This is a genomic window from Pantoea sp. JZ2, from assembly GCF_035191405.1.
GTDB lineage: Bacteria > Pseudomonadota > Gammaproteobacteria > Enterobacterales > Enterobacteriaceae > Pantoea > Pantoea stewartii.
This window is the reverse complement of sequence record NZ_CP045247.1, coordinates 2868879-2888099: the sequence shown is the minus strand read 5'-3', so window position 1 is coordinate 2888099 and position 19221 is coordinate 2868879. Positions and strand designations below refer to the sequence as shown.

15 protein-coding genes are annotated in these 19221 nt (G+C 54.0%); 8 read left to right on the top strand and 7 right to left on the bottom strand.

Translation table 11 applies throughout. The features are described from left to right. Nucleotides 1–75 precede the first annotated feature (75 nt). The gene (locus GC087_RS13765; protein WP_205951782.1) at nucleotides 76–651 is read left to right on the top strand and encodes a histidine phosphatase family protein; all 576 of its coding nucleotides are present in this window, start codon (nucleotides 76–78) and stop codon (nucleotides 649–651) included. A 152-nt stretch (nucleotides 652–803) separates the two neighbouring features. Here GC087_RS13765 and GC087_RS13760 read toward each other — a convergent pair whose 3' ends face one another. Continuing rightward, entirely contained in the window at nucleotides 804–2378 is a 1575-nt protein-coding gene (locus GC087_RS13760) for a methyl-accepting chemotaxis protein (protein ID WP_324028524.1), read from the bottom strand. 659 nt (nucleotides 2379–3037) lie between these two features. Here GC087_RS13760 and GC087_RS13755 point away from each other — a divergent pair. From GC087_RS13755 to GC087_RS13735, 5 genes are all read left to right on the top strand, one after another. After that, nucleotides 3038–4282: a sensor domain-containing phosphodiesterase gene (locus GC087_RS13755; protein WP_205951784.1), complete on the top strand. Its 1245-nt coding sequence runs from the start codon at nucleotides 3038–3040 to the stop codon at nucleotides 4280–4282. Between the two features lie 932 nt (nucleotides 4283–5214). Further along, nucleotides 5215–6348 (top strand): glutathione-independent formaldehyde dehydrogenase, encoded by a 1134-nt coding sequence (locus tag GC087_RS13750; RefSeq protein ID WP_033741031.1) that lies wholly within the window; start codon nucleotides 5215–5217, stop codon nucleotides 6346–6348. Nucleotides 6349–7063: 715 nt separating this feature from the next. Further along, the gene (gene fdhF / locus GC087_RS13745; RefSeq protein WP_164481841.1) at nucleotides 7064–10030 is read left to right on the top strand and encodes a formate dehydrogenase subunit alpha; all 2967 of its coding nucleotides are present in this window, start codon (nucleotides 7064–7066) and stop codon (nucleotides 10028–10030) included. Continuing rightward, entirely contained in the window at nucleotides 10030–10512 is a 483-nt protein-coding gene (locus GC087_RS13740) for a helical membrane plugin domain-containing protein (RefSeq protein WP_039340755.1), read from the top strand. The genes fdhF and GC087_RS13740 overlap by 1 nt, the downstream gene beginning before the upstream one ends. Before the next feature lie 813 nt (nucleotides 10513–11325). Beyond that, nucleotides 11326–12909, top strand: coding sequence for an APC family permease (locus GC087_RS13735; RefSeq protein WP_033741033.1), 1584 nt, complete (start codon nucleotides 11326–11328; stop codon nucleotides 12907–12909). Between the two features lie 230 nt (nucleotides 12910–13139). Here GC087_RS13735 and GC087_RS13730 read toward each other — a convergent pair whose 3' ends face one another. The 4 genes from GC087_RS13730 to GC087_RS13715 all read right to left on the bottom strand — a co-directional run bounded on the left by GC087_RS13730 (nucleotide 13140) and on the right by GC087_RS13715 (nucleotide 16728). Beyond that, nucleotides 13140–13388 (bottom strand): DUF2543 family protein, encoded by a 249-nt coding sequence (locus GC087_RS13730; RefSeq protein WP_006119678.1) that lies wholly within the window; start codon nucleotides 13386–13388, stop codon nucleotides 13140–13142. A 107-nt stretch (nucleotides 13389–13495) separates the two neighbouring features. Next, the gene (locus GC087_RS13725; protein WP_033741034.1) at nucleotides 13496–14188 is read right to left on the bottom strand and encodes a haloacid dehalogenase type II; all 693 of its coding nucleotides are present in this window, start codon (nucleotides 14186–14188) and stop codon (nucleotides 13496–13498) included. A 160-nt stretch (nucleotides 14189–14348) separates the two neighbouring features. Then, nucleotides 14349–15827, bottom strand: a complete 1479-nt coding sequence (locus GC087_RS13720) for a SulP family inorganic anion transporter (protein ID WP_324028523.1) — start codon at nucleotides 15825–15827, stop codon at nucleotides 14349–14351. A 640-nt stretch (nucleotides 15828–16467) separates the two neighbouring features. After that, a complete protein-coding gene (locus GC087_RS13715; RefSeq protein ID WP_006119675.1) occupies nucleotides 16468–16728 on the bottom strand; it encodes a hypothetical protein in 261 nt (86 codons plus the stop codon). 355 nt (nucleotides 16729–17083) lie between these two features. On the opposite strand from GC087_RS13715, the gene GC087_RS13710 reads away from it, so the two are divergent. Continuing rightward, a complete protein-coding gene (locus tag GC087_RS13710; protein WP_072209556.1) occupies nucleotides 17084–17287 on the top strand; it encodes a hypothetical protein in 204 nt (67 codons plus the stop codon). Between the two features lie 257 nt (nucleotides 17288–17544). Here GC087_RS13710 and GC087_RS13705 read toward each other — a convergent pair whose 3' ends face one another. After that, nucleotides 17545–17820 carry a hypothetical protein gene (locus GC087_RS13705; protein ID WP_324028522.1) on the bottom strand — a complete coding sequence of 92 codons (276 nt, stop codon included), beginning with the start codon at nucleotides 17818–17820 and terminating at the stop codon, nucleotides 17545–17547. Between the two features lie 90 nt (nucleotides 17821–17910). Further along, nucleotides 17911–18144 carry a regulatory protein YcgZ gene (gene ycgZ / locus GC087_RS13700; RefSeq protein WP_006119672.1) on the bottom strand — a complete coding sequence of 78 codons (234 nt, stop codon included), beginning with the start codon at nucleotides 18142–18144 and terminating at the stop codon, nucleotides 17911–17913. 498 nt (nucleotides 18145–18642) lie between these two features. Here ycgZ and GC087_RS13695 point away from each other — a divergent pair, with 498 nt between their 5' ends. Next, nucleotides 18643–19140, top strand: coding sequence for a glutathione peroxidase (locus tag GC087_RS13695; RefSeq protein ID WP_054633931.1), 498 nt, complete (start codon nucleotides 18643–18645; stop codon nucleotides 19138–19140). The last annotated feature ends 81 nt before the right edge of the window (nucleotides 19141–19221 follow it).

Here is a 19221-nt window from a genome sequence, read left to right as displayed (position 1 = left end):
CATTTACCCCTGGTTATTACAGGCCCACGTGAAGTAGGTTATCCACTCCGCCATCATCGCCAACAGGAAACCCGGATGAAAAACGTTTTCGCGCTGTTGTTTGGTCTTGCAACACTTATCCCGTTGCAGGCTTCGGCTGACAGTACATTTGTGTTTTTCCGTCATGGCGAAAAGCCCGACAACGCCAGCGGGCAACTGACCTGCAAAGGGCTGAATCGCGCCCTGAAACTGCCGAGGGTATTGCTCAGCCGTTACGGCAATCCCGATGCGCTTTATGCCTCGGCACCGAAAGAGGATAAAACCGGCAGTTCACTGCGCCCGCTTTCAACCCTTATTCCTCTGGCGGTACAGGTTTCTCAACCCGTCATACTGCGCTTTCACGCCGACAAGCCCAATAAGCTGGTCGCGGATCTGCTGGCAGAAAAAGCGGTGCCTCTGACGTTTATCTCCTGGGAACACAAAAATCTGGTGACCGCTGCGCGCAGGCTGGTTGAAAAAACGGGTGGGGATGCCGGGCAGGTGCCGGACTGGTCAGCAACCGATTTCGATTCTGTCTATGTGGTGAAAATTGACGACAATCAGCATTTTAAATCCTTTAAACAGGATGCCGAGGGACTGAATGGCGTTTCATCTGACTGTCCTGACCGGTAGAAATGAATGCGCAGGTGGTTTGACATGAAAGCCTGTAACGAAGCCGCTAAAAGACAGCGATGCCTGATGGCTGAGAAACGGGAAAGGGGAGAGCTGAGAGCGGCGCGTTGAGCATGAAAGAGGCCAGCATCTGCATCTGGCCTCTGTCGGGGTCAGACCCTGAACGTTTCCACAATCGCCTGGAGCGCATGCGCCTGATCAGACAGACCGTGAGACGCGGTGGAAGATTCCTCAACCAGGGCCGCGTTATTTTGCGTGACGCCATCCATCTGACTGACGGCGATGCTGACCTGCGAAATACCCTGCATCTGCTCAGTCGATGCCAGTGAAATCTCATCCATGGCGGACGCCAGTGAGCCGACCATACCGACAATCTTCAGAATACTTTCCCCCGTTCCCTGTGCGACGCCCACGCCGCTTTCCACCTGCGTAACCGCCTGCTCAATGAGCTGCTTGATGTCACGGGCTGCCGTCGCACTGCGCTGCGCCAGTGTTCTGACCTCCCCCGCAACGACCGCAAAACCCCGGCCATCTTCACCGGCGCGCGCGGCTTCTACGGCGGCATTGAGCGCCAGAATATTAGTCTGGAAGGCGATGCTTTCAATCACGGCGATGATGTCGCGAACTTTAAGCGCACTGGCCGAAATCGTGTGCATGGTATCCGACATTTTCTGCACGTCAGTTTCCCCCTTACGTGCCAGCAATGCGGTCTCACGGGCAGACTCGGCGGTCTTCTGCGCACTGGCGGCATTGTTTTTCACCGTTGTCGTCAGCTCCTCCATACTGGCGGCCGTTTCCTGTAATGCGGCGGCCTGCTGTTCGGTTCGGGAAGACAGCTCGGTATTGCCTCGTGAGATTTCATCGGCCGCCAGCGAGACGGAAGCGGATGAGGCTTTAATCTGCGATACCAGGTCACGCAGGTTGTCCTGCATGCCTGCCAGTGAGGCCATCAGGCTGAAAGCATCATCGCGGCGAAGTTTAACCGGCGTACTCAGATCGCCGGCGGCAATGGCGGCGGCCAGCGCCTGTACCTGGGCGGGTTCTGCGCCCAACTGTTTCTTGATACGGCGCGTAATCAGCCAGCTCATGACAAAGCCCAGAGCGATAAACACCACGGTGAGTACGCTCAGCGACAGGAACACGCCTGCGAGCCCCGTTTCGGTCTTCACTGCCGTACCGCCGGTCACACGATCCTGATAAGCCACCATATCGTTGACGGCTGAGCGGTAGTTCGCCAGGTCCGTCAGTAGCGCGTTGTCGATATGTTCACGGACGGCATTACCGTCCTGTTGCAGGGCTCGCGTCGCACTGGCTTTGAAAGACGGCGATGACGTTTCGATTTTTTTCAAAAAGTCAGAGGCTTCATCCACTTCGCTGAGATTAATACCCGGAATGGTACGCGCTCCGTTAATCAGCGTGCGGAAGTGGGCGGTGGTGTCATCACTGTTTTGTTGTAATGCCGCAAATTTTGCAGCGATATCCTGTATGGATGCGTGCCTGTCACCCGAGGATGCCGCCAGAAGCAGCGTAGTTTGCTGTGCAACATTGTCCTTAATGGTCTGTAAGGTGCGTAAATCATTCAGTCGGGCCACCGTCAGCTTCTGCTGATCTCTGACCGTACTGAGCTTGATACCGGCAAAAAGGGTAATACACACGCCGAGCATGATGACGGTCAGGAAAGCCGCGTTGAGCATCATGTTGAGTGACATTTTTCCTGGTCTGAACATAAGGTTCTCCATAAGAATTGTTTCCGCTAATGCTGCAAAAAGGTTATCGGCAGGCCCGGCCAGACAAGGAATAATTTACATAGTCAGCCTCTGTCTTTACAAAACCTACCCGCGTGGCGGCTTGTTCAGGATGAAGCAAGGCAGCGGTAGCACCGCGTTTTTGCTGCGGGGACAAGCCAGTCTGCCGTGACGGTGTCCCTCGTCTTCCCGGGGCGTTTGTCAGTGACACGCCACGCAGGACGAAAAAATTTCGCCCCAGCCCGATCATCACGGTCAATGCGCCGCCTGGCTGCGGCTCTTCAGCAGCCTGTCAGCAAGGCAGGGCAGGGGCTTGGCGGGGATCATGCGAGGTGATTCGCAACTGAAAAGCATAAATCACTACGGTTCGCTTGTTTAATGCCGATAACACGATCACAGCGCAAGTGCTGGCAGAAGAATGAAAGGCAAAACGTCCGGCGTTTCCCGACGTGCAGCAATATGATGCGGCCGTCTCACGGTGGCTCAACCTTTCATGACTGACTGAAAGAGAGGGTGACGGCAGACATTCCGCCGGCGCGCCTTTTTCAGATATGAAACCTCGTCATTTTATGAGGACTTAACGACTAACCGATCACCCATAACGGCCGGATGAAAACACGCGGCAGGTTGCAGGCACCTGAATGAACACGAAAAGAAAAAATGCGACATTGCATACCTGCTTTAAGAAACGGCTTCAGGCCGGTGAATTTACGCCTTATTTTCAGCCGATTGTGTCGCTCGAGGATGAGCGGGTCGTCGGCTTTGAAATGCTGGCCCGCCGCGTTTTACCGGACGGGCTTATTATCCCGCCCGATCAATTCATTCCCGAAATGGAACGTCAGGGCCTGCTGAATGAACTGACCGCCGTCCTGTTAACTCAGGGCATCCTGACCGCAGGCACCTGGCCCGAACAGCAGTTTTTATCGGTTAATGTTTCGCCTTCCCAACTGAAGGGCCGTCATCTGCCTGACATCATCAAGCACGTGGCAAATCAGTACGCCTTCAGTTTGCCCAGGCTCAAGATAGAAATCACCGAAACGGCTCTGATAGATGATGTGGATTCAGCGCGTGCGCAGATTGATTACCTTTCAGAGATGGGCTGCATGATAGCAATGGATGACTTTGGCACCGGCTTCTCAAGCCTGGCCTGGCTCATTCAGCTTCCTGCCACCACAATCAAAATCGACAGCAGTTTCATTCGCTCAATGCTGCACCAAAAGGACAGTCGCAAGATTGTTTCCAGCGTTGTCGGCCTGGGACGCAGTCTGGATATGGACGTGATCGCCGAAGGGGTTGAAACAGAGGAAGAGGCGGAAATGCTGCGGAAAATAGGCTGCACCTATGCGCAGGGCTATTTATTCGGCAAGCCGCTGACCGCAGATGAGACGCACGCGTTGCTACTCACCCGACCGGGTAAAAAATTTCATCGCAGGGTACAACGCATGTCTCTCGATCAGCGCGCGCATCAGATCTCGTCCATGTACGCTGCGCCCGGGACCTCCATCTGTTTCCTCAACACGGATCTCCGGATCGTGGATGCCAGTGAGACCTTCGCCGAACGCGTCTGCTGGGAACTGGACGATCTCATCGACCGTTATATCTATGAAGTCATCCCTTCGGAGGCGGATAAACTGTTATGGCTTCAGGATTTCCGCGAAAAAGGGCTGCCTTATCCGCCTTATGAAGTGACGCTGCCGGGCGGCCGTATTGATCTGGTTATCATTACCCGGGTGGAAGATGAAGCCAAAGACTTGCTGGGCTTCTGTGTGTTCGGTATCGACATCAGTAGCCGGATGGGCACAGAACACCCTGTGGAACAGGATTTTTCCGCTAAACAGCAGGGCGCGGAAAGTAAGATATTGCCGGGACGTTCAAAACCAGGCTGAATGGGCACGCTGCCGCATCGTAAAAACCTGCGCCCCCGCAGGCACCTCATCGGATGGGGCAGGCCGGAGATCACTTACCTGCTGTCATCTCTCTGCCTGATAGCGTTGTGCACGTTTATGTCTGCACACCGGTCTGACCCGCCAGACCGGCTCAGCACCGAAGGAAAAAACCGTTAGCACACAGGCAGGATCAGTGTATTGCCTGAATCTGTATTGACAGAGTAAGCATCCGGCAGTCTGTAATTAAAGCCCGGCGGGAACGGGCCACAAGCGCGAATACTGCCATGATAAATTAACACGCAGAAAGGTAATATAAGCCAGGCCGTGATAATCCCCTGCCGGCATAATGCGCAACCTGTGAAAAATAAACACGATTTTCTGTCAGACATAAGGAATGCATGTTTTCGGATACCGTCTGTAATTAATCTGTTCAGGTTTACGGCATTGCTGTGCATTAAATCAGCAGGCGGCTTCGCTTTTCTCCTTTGTAACTTCCGTTCACATAATCACCTTCTCAGATAAGTCATTGTAAAAAAAGTCTAAGTTATTTTTATTTGAATTAATTTTCACGATGAGCAGCAATTTTATTTATCTCAGTTACGCTTTTAAGACTGATTTAAAAAGAACATGAAGGCAAATCTTAACCACGAAGGAGAAATGTATCGCAGGTCATTCCAGAGGGAATCTGTCATTATTCCGCCGTAGTTAAATTTGTCGGAAATATCCGAAAATATTGCGCAACCCTAATTATTTTAAAAACAGGGCAGGCAATCACGCTTTTTAGTCACGCGTATTTTAAGCGAACGGCCTCTTTCCACAGCGAACGCACGATTAGCGTCAGGCTGATTAACCAGCCCAGAAAATCCGATGCCGCTCGCCGTCCCGGTCAGGGCCGGTGGGCGCCAAATCATCCATGACCCGAGGGGAAAAATATGAAAGCAGTCGTTTATAACGGACCATACGATGTGTCAGTAAAAGACGTGCCCGATGCCAAAATTGAGCGTCCCACGGATGTTCTGGTTCGTATCACCACCACCAATATTTGCGGGTCCGATCTTCATATGTACGAAGGGCGTACCAGCTTCGAACAGGGCCGTATCCTGGGCCATGAAAATCTGGGGCAGGTGGTAGAGATCGGCAGCGGTGTGGAGCGCGTGAAAGTCGGAGATTATGTCTGCCTGCCTTTCAATGTAGGCTGCGGATTCTGCGAAAACTGTGAAAAAGGGCTGACAGGCTTCTGCCTGACGACCAATCCAGGCACGGCAGGGGCGGCGTACGGCTTTGCCGAAATGGGGCCCTGGTCTGGTGGTCAGGCAGAATTATTGCGCGTACCCTTTGCCGATTTTAACTGCCTGGTGCTGCCACCCGATGCGGTTGAAAAGGAAGACGATTACGTCATGCTGTCTGATATTTTTCCCACCGGCTGGCATGCCACTGAACTGGCGGGGCTCAAACCCGGTGAAAGTGTGGCTATCTATGGTGCAGGGCCGGTAGGACTGATGGCGGCGCATTCGGCGATTATCAAGGGTGCCTCCGAAGTGTACGTCGTGGACACGCACGCCGACAGGCTGGCGCTGGCTGAAAAACTCGGTGCCATTGCCATTAATGCCACCGGGGCCGATGCGGTAAATAAAATTCTCGACCTGACGGATGGCCGGGGCACCGATTGTGGCTGCGAATGTGTGGGATATCAGTGCTGTAACAAACATGGGGTTGAAGATAACGCCGACACCATGAACAGCCTGGTGGCCTCCACCAAAGCGACGGGCGGCATTGGCGTGGTGGGCGTGTTTGTGCCACAGGATCCCGGTGCTGCCACCGATCTGGCGAAAGAAGGTAAAATGCCTTTCGACTTCGGCAGCTTCTGGTTTAAAGGCCAGTCTGTCCGCACTGGTCAGGCAAACGTCAAAGCCTATAACCGCCAGCTGGCGCGTCTGATCGCGCAGGACAAAGCGAAGCCGGGACAAATCATTTCCCACCGGCTGCAGCTGACAGAAGCCGCAGAGGGCTATAAACATTTTGACAACCGCGACAGCGGGTGGACAAAAGTGATTTTAAAACCCTGAATAATTCGCAGTTAACCGGGCCGCCGCAGTCTGGGATCTCGTCTGAGTACCGGGGACCGGACTGTTGGCGGTTAAAGACGGCCCCTGTGGTTAGCTGACTGACCGATGACGTTTTATCTCAACAGCATGGGTGGCAAAGGACGAGGCCGCCTCGCCTTCACCGTGCCAGCGTAAGTCACAGCCCATACCTGCTGTGGAAAGGTCTGGTACAGGGCGGCGTTTATAACACGAGAGAAACGTGAATATAATCGTTTGGCATCCGAAAGTGTGCACCGAAAAAACGCGGGTCTGTTATATGAGAACGCTACGTCATTTTACTAGCTTTATTTTAGCGAAAAAAAACCGCCGGCGCGGCGGTTAAGTGAAACAGTGAAATTCGGTTTGGGGGAAACCTGTCGCTAAGTTAATTTCACAAAATATTTTTTCGCAAGCGTAAGCGGCAACCAAAAACTATTAGGAAGGGAGCAAAAAAAAGAATTTAAGAGTTTTCCTGGTGGCTGGCTGCCTGTTTCATATTCCGTTGGTATAAGAATCCTGTTTCCGATATTGCGCTTACACTTTGTTACCCCTTTTCCCTCAAATTCTCCTGCCGTCTCGCCTGATTTATCGACTGTGCACAACTAGTTTTAACAGGAAATAAAAATTACCTGGCCTTTATACAGGCAGAAAGCCGATGACCGCTTATCCCATCCGCGAAAAGAAAAAAGGTAAAATCATGGAAACATGCACCATTGTCTACAACGGGGAACGGCTGTCAGGTCAGGCAGGTTTGCCCCTGATTGATTTTCTCGAACTGCACGGCAAAAAACTGCCGCATGTCTGTTATCACCCCGCTCTGAAGCCACTGGAAACCTGTGATGTCTGTTGGGTAGAGCATGCGGGCAAACTGGTGCGGGGATGTACGTTAGAAACCGCACACGACATGGTGGTGAGCAGTGTAGATCCGCAGGCGCAGGCGGCGCAGGAAGAGGGCATGGACCGCGTTTTAGCGCGCCATGAACTTTACTGTACGGTATGCGAGCACAATACCGGCGACTGCACCTTACACAACGCGGTCAGCGATATGGCGATACCGATTCAGTATTATCCCTATGAGCGTAAACCTGCGGAAAAAGACCATACCAACCCCTTTTATACTTACGATCCTGACCAGTGTATCCTCTGTGGTCGCTGTGTAGAGGCGTGCCAGAACGTCGAGGTAAACGAAACGCTGTCTATCGATTACACCGCCGACCATCCGCGCGTATTGTGGGACGGTGGCGAGCGCATAGCCGGATCAAGCTGTGTGAGCTGCGGCCATTGCGTTACCGTTTGCCCCTGCAATGCGCTGCTGGAAAAAACGATGCAGCCCAATGCCGGTCCCTTCACCAATATGCCGGAAACCGTGAAGCGTCCGCTGATTGACGTGGTTAAAAAACTGGAAAACAGCATCGGCGCGGGACCCGTTACCGGTGTTTCACTGATCGATATGGCGATGCGCCAGTCTGAAATTAAAAAAACGAAAACGGTCTGCACTTATTGTGGCGTAGGCTGCAGTTTTGAAATGTGGACGCGTGATCGCCACATCTTAAAAGTGCAGCCGGTTGCAGATGCACCCGCAAACGGCATTTCAACCTGTGTAAAAGGCAAGTTTGGCTGGGATTTTGTGAATGATCCGCACCGCCTGACCACCCCGCTTATCCGTGAGCAGGGGCGCTTTCGTCCCGCCAGCTGGGATGAAGCGCTGGCGGTTATCGTCCAGCGCCTGACGCAGATTCATCGACAGTCGGGCGGCAACAGCATCGGCTTTATCGGTTCCAGTAAAGCCAGTAATGAAGAAGCCTATCTGACACAAAAAATCGCCCGTTTAATCTTTGGCACCAACAATGTCGATAACTCCTCCCGTTATTGTCAAAACCCTGCCACCCAGGGATTGTTCCGGACCGTCGGCCATGGGGGCGACGCGGGAACCATCAAGGATATGCAGCAGGCGTCGCTGATCATTATCGTCGGCAGCAACATTGCAGAAAATCACCCGGTCATTGCCTCCCATATCAAACAGTCCCATAAACATCACGGGCAGCAGCTTCTCGTTGTGGATCCCCGTCGCCATGAAATGGCTGAGCGCGCGGATCTGTACCTGCGGATTAAGCCGGGTTATGACATGGTGTGGGCATCGGCGATGGCGCGTTACATGTTCGATCACGGCTATGCCGATGAGGCCTTTCTTGCCGAAAAGGTCAATAACGTCGCCGAGTTTCGGGCGTCGCTGGCACCTTTCACGCTCGACTATGCCAGTCAGTTAACCGGTCTGAGCGTGCAGGAACTGACGAACGCGGCAGAAATGATAGGCCAGGCCAAAAGCGCCTGTCTGTTGTGGGCGATGGGCATTACGCAGCACAGTCACGGTTCGGATACCAGCACCGCACTCTCGAATCTGCTGCTGGTGACCGGCAACTATGGTAAGCCAGGCACCGGCGGGTATCCCATGCGCGGCCACAATAATGTGCAGGGGGCCAGTGATTTTGGCTGCCTGAGTAATGTCTATCCCGGCTATGAAAGCGTCACGGATCCGGCCGTGCGGCAAAAATGGGCGGCGGCCTGGGGCGTCGATCCGGAAGCGCTTTCGGCGGAAGTGGGCGCAGATAATTACCGGATGATCGAGCAGGCGCATCAGGGCACGCTGAAAGCGATGTACATCATTGGTGAGGAAACGGCATTTGCGGATGCGCATTCCACAAAAGTCCATGAGGCGTTCAGTCGGCTCGATTTTATGGTGGTGCAGGATATCTTTATGAGCCGGACGGCAGAATTTGCGGATGTCGTGTTGCCTGCCTGCCCGAGCGTCGAAAAAGAGGGGACGTTTGTGAACACCGAACGGCGTATTCAGCGCTTTTACGAGGTGCTACCGCCCTTAGGCGACAGTCGTCCCGACTGGCGAATACTGACCGAACTCGCCAGCCGCTTGGGCCATCCCTGGTATTATCAGCATCCCGCCGACATTATGGCGGAAGCGGCGCGCATCGCCGGTATCTTTGCCGGCGTCAGCTATGACCGGCTGGCGGGCTGGCAGTCACAGCTCTGGCCTGTCAGCGCCGACGGCAGTAGCACGCCGTTGCTCTATACCGACGGTTTTCACTTCCCCGATGGCAAAGCGCGGCTCTATCCGTTGCAGTGGGAAGCGCCTGCCGAGGAGAGCGATGCCCATTATGATCTGCTGCTTAACAACGGCCGCATGCTGGAGCATTTTCAGGCCACCAACCAGACGGGGGCGGGGGGACGAATCACCTCGCTGTCGCCTCACTGGTACGTTGAAATCAGCCCCGCACTGGCACAGGAGCGTCACTTGCAGGAAGGCGACTGGGTCAGGCTGACGTCACGGCGCGGTGCGCTTGAGGTGCCGGTGATCATTACTGAACGCGTGGCAGGTAATATCCTTTTTATCCCGATACACCATGGTAAGCCGGGCGTAAACGGACTCACGGGGGATCATCACGATCCTGACGTGCAGACGCCAGCCTATAAAGAAATTGCCATTCGCCTGGAGAAGCTGGCGCGTCCTCCTCACGCTTCACCGCTGCCGTCGCACAATTTTCGCCATGGGCACCGCACGCCGCGCGATCATCTGCCCGTTGAGGATAAATGGCGTCAGCCAGGTTATACGCTGCCGCCTGAACACACCGCCCATCCGGAGAAGTTTTAATGGCTGAACCGCTAAAGTATGACGTGCCGCCCACGCGCACCGAGCCCACAGCAAACGAAGCCCTTGCCACGCTGCTGGAAAGCCTTCACCAACATGGCTTCCTGCGTCTGGCTACAGATATCGTCAATGCCAATACCCAGATTGCCGGAGTGCTGGTTGACGGCCTGAACCAGCCTGGAGCGCTTAATGCCATGCAGAATCTGTCCCTGGTCTTTAAGGCGCTGGCAACGATTCCCCCCGAAGAGTTCAATCCTGTGCTGTTGGGGATCGTTAATGCCGCAAAAGCGATGCGGGGGGCCGGACTGGCCGGGGAAGACAAAAGCGCACCCGGCATCCGCGGCATCATCCGATTACTGAAAGATGAAGAGTTATGGCGCGGGATTAAACCGGCTCTGGCAGGCGTCCGCGCGTTTGGACGTGAGATGAAACAGCCGTCTGAAAAACCGATCAGCCGGTATAGTGGGAAGCCTACCCAAAGTTGAGTATCGGGTAACGGTGGCTTTCCCGGGAGCCTGTTGTGCCGGTAATCCAGCCCGTCCGGGCTGGATTACCGGATCCGTTCAGGACGCTGGCAACAGGCGCAAAATGTGGCCGTTTAATAAAGATGATTCACTGACATCCGCTGTTTAAATAAGGGCACCGCACTGCGCCATTTTCTCACTTATTCTCCCTTAATGTTGCGGACAGGGTATTAACACACCATCAGCGGGCCAAATAAAAAAGTTCCGTGCCGCCTGACCAATCTGTTTTTATTCCCGGCAGGCCAGAACACATCTTTACGTGTCGGCCTGGTGCAAAAAACGCCGTCTGTGACTGCCCGCTCTTATTGATCATATTAATGAGGATGAGGAAAGCCTGTTTTTGCGTCTGACGTTCCCGGATCGGATGGCCCGGCAAAATGCGAACGGCGGGCGTACAAAGCCTGACTAAGGCAGGGCAGAAGGTAGGCGCGTCAGTTTCTCAGGGGGCTGTTTCACCGGCTTTCAGGCTCAGAGGCGTTCAAAACTGTGTCATGACTTTTTTACCGGTGATGGAATGTTTCAATTACCTTCACAATATATTTTTCGGATCATTGCAGTGCGCCTTGCACCGTGATCTCCTGCTTAATTTTGCCCTGATTGTCGACAGATCTGTTTATTTCCGTAGAAAGCATCGCCTGAAACCCTTTATCGCCTGCTTATGTGAACCAGAATGTTTCTTACATAAACCATCACGACAGTAAAATAGTGCTGGCACACAATATGCTTTATTCCCACGCACAACATCTAATAATCAAAATCATACAGGGGCATATTATGGCGTCCACGGGACTTAAAAAGAAATTAGGACTGGTCGATCTGTCGTTACTGGGCATCGGCTCCATGATCGGGTCGGGCTGGCTGTATGCCGCCCTTAACAGCTCCGGTTATGCAGGCAGCCATACCGGCTGGGCCTGGGTACTGGGTGCGGTGATTGTGCTGATGATTGGCCTGGTTTACGCCGAGCTCTCCTCGGCGTTGCCGCGCGCAGGGGGTTTTGTGCGTTATCCCAACTATTCGCACGGCAATATTGTCGGCTTTGTTATTGGTGTCAGTTCTCTGCTGGCGTATACCAGCACCGCCGGAGTGGAAGTGGAGGCTGTTCGTCAGTACGCGATTTACTGGTGGCCTGCCCTGGGGCATACGGACGGCAGCCCAACGGGATTGGGGTTTGTGGTGCAGATTGGGCTGCTGGTGGTATTTTTCCTGCTTAACTACTGGAGCGTGAGTTTCTTTGGTCGTGTGAATACCATTGTTACCACCTTCAAATTTATCGTGCCGGTACTGACCATCATTACGCTCCTGCTTTACTTTCATGCGCCGAATCTTGACGTTCCGCCAGCACCGCCGGGCGGGGCGCATGGTGTTTTTAGCTCGCTGACGGGGGCAGGGATTGTCTTTGCCTACCTTGGTTTTCGCCAGGCCGTGGATTTTGCGAGTGAAGCCAAAAACCCACAGCGCAACGTACCGCTGGCGATTGGTATTGCCATTGCCGTCAGCTTCGTGATTTACCTGGCCCTGCAGTATGCCTTTATGGGCGCGGTGCCGGCCGATTTACTGTCACAACATGGCTGGGCCGGGCTGAAGCAGGTGTTCCAGTCGCCCTATGCCGATTTAGCGCGCAGCCTGGGACTGACCTGGCTGATTAACCTGATTCTTATCGACGCCGTGATTTCTCCGGCCGGAACCGGCAACATCTATCTGGCGGGGGCTGCGCGCGTGCTGTTTGCCTGGGCGCGTAACGGTCATCTGTTTAAAGTGTTTGGTGAAGTGGATGCAAAATCGGGCGTACCACGCGGCGCATTGTGGTTATCGCTGCTGCTGGCCATCGCCTGGACGCTGCCTTCTGAGTTTCAGGTCTGGGGCGGATTAATCGGTGCGGTCACCTCGGCCACCGTCTTTACCTATATGCCGGGCCCGATCACGCTGGGCGCATTTCGTCGTCACCTGCCGGACATGCAGCGCCCGTTTCGCCTGCCGATAGCCGGGCTGCTCAGTCCGCTGGCGTTTGTAGCCAGTACGCTCCTGATTTACTGGAGCGGCTGGTCGGTCAATGAGATTCTTATCCCGATCCTGATTATTGCCTGGGTCGCTTACGCCGTCTTTGGTAAGAAGAACAGCGAATTCAGTCAGGATCTGCGTTGCGCCTGGTGGCTGCTGGCTTACTACATTGTGGTGATGGTGATTTCCATGCTCGGTACCTACGGCGGGAGCGGCGTGATTAGCACGCCATTCGACATGATCCTTATCATTGTCGCCTCCCTGGTCTGCTACTTTTGGGGCGTGAGCGCCAGCCTGGCGAAACCTAATATTACCAATGAGGAGGAGGAGTCGGTATCCTTCGGCAAATACGCGTCCTAGCCTTTATCGTCTGCGCCTGTGCCCGGCACAGGTGCAGTTTCTCATGACGGCGCTCCGTTGTGACATTCACTTTTTTGACCGCCCAATCCCGCCCACATCAGGCATTGTGCCGTTCCTCTTGCTCCTGCTGAGTGTGAAAAATCCTTTTTTTGAGTCCATATATTAAAAGAAACAGAAAGCGGACAGGCAGCCCATAAAACTGATGCACGGACGTGCATCAGTTATCGACATTAGTCCTCATTGCCCCATTGATTCAGAAAGGTGGCGATCTCGTCAATACGCGCCGCATCAATGCCTGCCTCGGCGGCCATCTCCTGCTGCGCGTCTTCGCTGATCGCTTCGTTATTCATCAGCCGGGTAATCAGTAACTGGAAGTAGTGCGCCAGCGCATCATGTTCTGACTCGCTGACCGGCGTTGCTGTTTCTGCCGCGTATTCTTCAGCAATGTCATAATACTTGAGTGGAACATCAGGGGTCATATCAGGTCCTCAGGGAAATTGCTTACTGCTCACAGGCGGCGATCATAGCAGGGTTGCGTGGGTTTTTCTGCCCTGCGGGCTGTCGTTACCGCGGGGCAGGTTCTGTTTCACCGGTGAGTGAACACAGCGGCAAGCGCGCCAATATCCCTGACGATCACATCGGGTTCAGGCGCCAACGGGAAAGGCGTTTGTCCCGGCCGCGCGATAAAGGCGGTTTTCATCCCCGCGCGCTTCGCACCGCCGACATCCCAGCCGTGCGCGGCTACCATCATGCATGATGTGGCTGGCTGTTTCATTTCATCCATTGCCCAGCGATAAACGCGCAAATCCGGCTTATAGACCTGTAATGACTCGACGCTGAGCACCCGGCTGAAAAAAGAGCTTAGTCCCGCCTGACTGAGTTGTTTTTCAGCCAGCGCCTGTGACGAGTTCGTCAACGCCACCAGCGTCAGGCCGTGCGATTTTAATGCGGATAAACCGTCTGCAACGTCAGGAAAAGCCGGCATGGCCGATAAGGCGTCAGCCAGCGAAGTAGCGTCAGGTAAAGGCGTGATCCCATAGCGTTCGGCGGTCATCTGCAGCACGGCTTCTGCGATATCACCAAAGCTGTGCCAGCTGCCTGTGACGGATTCCACCAGCGAGTAATGCAGCAGCGAAGTGAACCAGGCTTCTGCGCGTTCGGGTTTATTGCCCAGGCGACGCACCACACAGGCTTTTAACGGCGCGGTATCCAGGAGGGTTTCATTGACATCAAAAAAAAGCGTGTGGGTATCTTTACGGGTGACAGTCGTGTCTGTCATTTGACCTCCGTTAACCGTTGAATATAAACAGACGGTACAGTAACGCCCATCTGGTCAGGCTTAAGCGTAGAAGGCCCATCCGAAACACTCAACTGCGGGAAAGCGTGGCGCGTCTGGCCACGCCTCCAGTGGCTGGGACAAACAGCCCCAGCCCTGTTTCTCAGTGACCGTTCATCAGTCTTTCAACCTCGTCAGGTTTGTCATGCACGCCGAAGCGGTCAACCAAAGTTTGCGTTGCCGCATTCATTCCCCGCAGCCCGACCTCCGTGCCTTCCCGCCGGAACTTGATCACGATGCGGTCCAGCGCGCTCACTGACGTGATGTCCCAGAAATGTGCATGGGTGACATCAATAATGACGCGTTCCAGCTCTTCGCTGACGTCAAAATGGCGGGTGAAGCGATCGGACGAGGCAAAAAAGACCTGGCCCGTCACGGTATAAATTCGTGTGTTGCCTTGCCGCTCAGAGGACACCGCCATAAAGCGCGCCACTTTAGTGGCAAAGTTCAGCGAGGCAATCAGTACGCCGATCAGCACCCCCAGCGCCAGGTTGTGAGTGGCGACCACAACGACGACGGTGGCCAGCATCACCACGCTGGTGGACATGGGATGGGTGCGCAGGTTGGCAATCGACTGCCAGGAGAAGGTTCCTACAGATACCATAATCATCACGGCGACCAGGGCTGCCATCGGGATCTGAGACACCCACTGGCGCAGAAAGACCACCATCAGCAGTAACACCACGCCCGCCGTCAGGGTGGACAACCGTCCCCGGCCGCCTGACTTCACGTTAATCACCGACTGACCAATCATGGCGCAGCCCGCCATACCGCCAATAAAGGCGGTACAGATGTTGGCGATCCCTTGCGCTTTGCACTCGCGGTTTTTATCGCTGCCTGTATCGGTCATGTCATCCACGATGGTGGCGGTCATCATCGACTCCAGCAATCCCACCACAGCCAGGCCTGCGGCGTAAGGCAGGATGATCAGCAGGGTGTGCAGATTCAGCGGAATGTCCGGGATCAGAAACACGGGCAGGCTGTCGGGCAGCCTGCCCATATCGCCGACGGTGCGCACATCCAGATGGAGCCATACAGAGATTGCAGTCAGAACAATAATGCAGACCAGGGGGGAAGGGATGGCTTTGGTGATCCGGGGGAAAAGATAAATGATGCCGAGCCCGGCAGCGGTCAGGGCATAAACCTGCCAGCTCACATGAGTCAGTTCCGGCAACTGGGCCATAAATATCAGGATAGCCAGCGCGTTGACGAAGCCGGTCACCACCGAGCGGGAGACGTAGCGCATCAGACTGCCTAACCTGAGATAGCCTGCCAGCAACTGCAGAAGGCCGGTCAGCACGGAGGTCGCCAGCAGATACTGCAAGCCTTGTTCTTTAACCAGCGTGACCATCAGCAGCGCCATCGCGCCGGTGGCCGACGAAATCATCGCCGGTCGGCCACCGAGAAAGGCCATAACGAAGGGAATACAGAACGCGGAGTAGAGTCCGACCTGGGGATCTACGCCAGCGATAATCGAAAAGGCGATCGCTTCTGGAATAAGGGCGAGCGCGACCACAATACCGGCAAGGACGTCACCCCGGACGTTACCCAGCCAGTCCTTACGCGTCGAGGACAGCAACATGTTGATTTCTCAGCTTTTTAGATGAAAGTAAGCCCATGCGGGCAAAATTTAGTGATGCAAAAGCACATCCGCAGTCGGGATGTTATTGCGTGCGCGATCGGTTAAGCCGGTGCGCCAGGGAAGGGGGAAAACTCAGGGTGGCGTAAGACGCATGATGGTAATTCTCCTTTACGGCCATAAGGGGCTTTCAGGAAGGACATTCCTGCCGGGACGCGATGTCCGGGGCAGACGGCGATGCCTGTCAGGGGGCAAAATGGTGCTTTCCTGAGCAGAACAGCGACTCACTATAAACAAAACGACACGCAGGTCAACGTTAAATCGTCCTGCATATTTCTGACAGGCTGCAAAGTCAACCCGAAAGTGAGTGTCAGGGGAACACAGTGAGGAAGGGGGGCGGCCGTACTTGAAAGAAAGCGCCACGCGTCGTGAGCCAGCTGTATCCGCGTGTTTGACGCGATCGTTTCGTTTACAGAACGTGTTTTGACCGCACGAGGAGCAAAAGACAACACCGTGGTTATTCGCAACATGCCGTGAAGTGTCGTCCCTGACAGTATCTCCGGCCGGTACACGCTCGCGCGAGACCGATGAGGTTATCTCGTATCGTCGTCTTCCGGCCGGGGCCGGACTACGTCCATTGGCGTTATTTCTTTTCTTCGTTCAGGCCTGCAAGTGTCTGCAGGTAGGGCACTGGCTGCTTTACGAGACCGGGCGTTAAAAATGCTCTTAGCCATGTTCTGGCTTCCAGGATTTTACTCAGGCGATCGTCGCTGCAATTGTCTGTTGCCATGCGTCTCAGTTCATTCATCAGAGAAGTAATGTTTATTTCCCTGTCAGCCAGCGCCAGGTGCAATGCTGCTTCGCCAATAATGACGTGGCCTTTCTCGTCGTCTTGAAGTAACACGGTCAATCCTCCATAAGTACGATTTATGACAACCTCACCACTGACTGTAGTCGTCCCCGCAGATAATGCCTGCTTAAAATATTCAGCACTTACCCTGTTCTGTCGTGATGCGCTCAGAAACAGGTACGCGTAACCCAGACCAGGTCTGTTATTCGTGCGTTAAAGGGAACATAATGGCACTGCGACCGGAAGGGAGAAAATCTTTTTCATTTAAAGTTATTACCGTTAGCGTAATCTCTTCGGGTGTTCAGTTTCATTTGCACTGTCTTAACCTGAAAGCGCAAGAAAGAGCCAGGGTTGGGTGGTGGGATGAAAAGTGATAAACTGTATGTTTATACACCTGCCGGGAGGACGATTGAAAAACAATGAGCACGATATTTCACAAGAGGTGCTTGCTCTGGTAGGCAGAACCGTCAGCCAGCTCCTGAGACGGGAGGGCACTGTCATGCCTGAAGACCTGACGAAGGCCTTGCAGACGATGAGTGAACATAGCGTAGAGGCAAAAACGCGCGCGGACTGCGGTGAACTCATTATCCGGCTTATGAAAAAGATGCATTAATATCCGCTTCACGTCAGGCATCTTCTTATCTGCGTCGCAGTCGGGCCAGTCGCCGTAAGCTACGTGCGCAGAATATCGGGCCTTACTCTCTCTGGTGTCGTTCCGGTCACGGTAATACGAAACGTTTTGTCTTCCAGAAAGCCTTGCCTGGCAGGGATAGCGCTTCGACGCTGTTTTCACCCCCAAACAGACAGCCTGCTTGTGTCGTTAATCGTAAATGACTTGCTTTGACAGACGTGTATAACGCTGAGACACGGTCAGTTCCGTGAGGTTTCATCGGCATCTTGTGACAGATGGGCGGCATGGTCATCGTCCCTGTCATCAAGAGAGCGACGAGCGGCCATATCGGCTTTAATTTCACTGATGGCCATGCTGACTGCGCGGCTTTTCTCTTCGCTGTCAGAAGAACTCATGATGGCATCAAGATTTTCCAGCACGCTCTTGAATGTGACGCTGCCCTGCTCCTCAAGGGATGCCAGGGCAGCCTCTCCAATGAGTGTGTCACGGAGTTTTTCATCTTTACTGTATGTCATTATTACTCTCTGAATAAGTTTTGCCTGCCCGGCTGTCGTGTATGTCAGCCACTGTGCCGCAAAGTCCCTTTCAGAAGGTTCCAGCCAGTATCAGAACAGAAGGCGCAACAGTTCCTGCAGGTGTTCTTCTTCCTGAGGAGAAGAAACATGGCTCATACGTTCAATGAGCGACTTGCAAAGCGCTTTGCGGTTCAGCGTACGACCTGCTCTGAGTATTTCAACCACAACAACGCCCAACGTTTCCTGCTGAGAGGGCAGTGATGCGCGGCTGAAGAAGGATGAAACATCTTTACTTACGCCAGTTACGGGCAGTCTGTGTTGCATAAGTTTCTCCATTGTACAGTTATTATGCTGAGTGTATAGATCTAAGTTATACAACAAATCAGTCATTGTACAGGTTTATTTTGGGTTCTGATTTTTAGAGGCCAAATCATCAGGTTTCAAAGCAACTGATCGCCCAATGACGTTGGGAGAAAGAGACAGGATGAGCCAGACAGCCGCTCTGACGGGACAGGCAACAAACGCCTGTAAACATGGGGGCCGGGCCTTTTTCTTCTTAACGCGACATCGTTCCGCTGTACACCGCTGGTTTAATGACAGGCGTATTTCTCTGTTATGCTTTGGCCACGTCTTTTTAAATATCATAGCCAGTGTTATCCCTGGCTAAGCGCGAAGAGGGTGTGCCATAAAACGGGTGGGCCGGGTCACATCCTGTTGCCAGCGCCTTCGCCGCCGATCAAAAGTCGGCTTGCCGTGCCCCTGTGTTGTGATGTACGGCGCGCCAGTCCTGGCGGTAAATGTTTTTTCTCTGAGGATTACACTATGACGGCCTTTTATCAACTCAGTGCTACCCGTTTACATGGCGAGCGCATTACGATGGCCGACTACGCTGGCAAGGTGGTGTTGGTGGTGAATACCGCCAGTCATTGTGGCTTCACGCCCCAATATGCAGGCCTGGAAGCGCTTTACAAAAAGTATGCCGATCAGGGGCTGGTGGTACTGGGCTTTCCCTGCAACCAGTTCGGCAGGCAGGAACCCGGTAATGCCGACGATATCGCACAGACCTGCCATATCAACTATGGCGTGAGCTTCCCGATGTTCGAGAAAGTCGAGGTCAACGGCGCCGCAGCGCACCCGGTGTTTCGTTTCCTGAAACAGGCATTGCCAGGTGTGTTGGGTGGGCGGATTAAGTGGAATTTCACTAAGTTTCTGATCGCGCGTGATGGTAAACCGCTCAGACGATTTGCCCCCATCACTTCTCCTGAAAAAATGGAAGCCGCGATTGTTGCCGCGCTGGAAAGCACAGCGGCTGTGATTTGAAGCGTTGCTCTGAGTGCCAGCAAAGGACAGCGACCCGGTCAGGTTGTCTGCCGTGCCGCAACCGGCGCCAGGGGGCTGACT